This window comes from Prosthecobacter gellanilyticus (genome assembly GCF_007992435.1).
GTDB classification, from domain to species: Bacteria; Verrucomicrobiota; Verrucomicrobiia; order Verrucomicrobiales; family Verrucomicrobiaceae; genus Prosthecobacter; species Prosthecobacter gellanilyticus.
This window is the reverse complement of sequence record NZ_BKAG01000135.1, coordinates 1-632: the sequence shown is the minus strand read 5'-3', so window position 1 is coordinate 632 and position 632 is coordinate 1. Positions and strand designations below refer to the sequence as shown.

Annotated in this window: 1 protein-coding gene; it reads right to left on the bottom strand. The window is 63.0% G+C overall.

Translation table 11 applies throughout. The features are described 5' to 3' along the window. Positions 1-618 (bottom strand): Kelch repeat-containing protein (locus tag BGE01nite_RS28820; RefSeq protein WP_218033132.1); only part of this gene is annotated, 618 nt, incomplete at its 3' end. Between the last annotated feature and the right edge of the window lie 14 nt (positions 619-632).

Sequence of the window (632 nt, the reverse complement as noted above, 5' to 3'; positions counted from 1 at the left end):
CGAGCTCGAGCCCTCACCCAGGCTTCCATAGACACCGTTTTGGTTAGGTGTGCTGCTGCCGCCCATCCAGGCCCAGTTGCCGGTGGCGATCTCATAACGCCACACGTCATTGTAGTAGGACGTGCCTGTGTAGCCGCCGAAGAGCCACAGATTACCCTCGCGATACACACCCGCGGCGCTGCTGCGTGCTCCAGGAGTGTTACCCGCTGCCGGGGTGTTCAGAGTGCCATACACAGCGGCGGCACCCGTGACGGTGCTGCCCTTCATCCACGTCCAGTTGCCGGTGCTGCGATTGAAGCGCCACAGGTCATTCAGCGAAGCCGCTCCTGTGCCCGTGCCCACGCCGAAGCCACCGAAGAGCCAGAGGTTGCCATTGGCATCCGTCCAGGTCGTGCCGGTGTGGCGGGAGCCTGGGTTGTTCGCCGCGGCTTCCACGGTGATCGCACCGTAGACACCAAAGTTGTTAGGCGTGTTGTTGCCCTTACGCCAGATCCAGTTGCCGATCGTGCGGTCATACTGCCAGAGATCATTCTGGTAGCGCGGCGGGCTGGTGACAGCCGTGGCATAACCATAACCGCCGAACATCCACAGGCTGCCGTCCTGGCCCAGCCAGTTCATGGCCCCCTGACGGG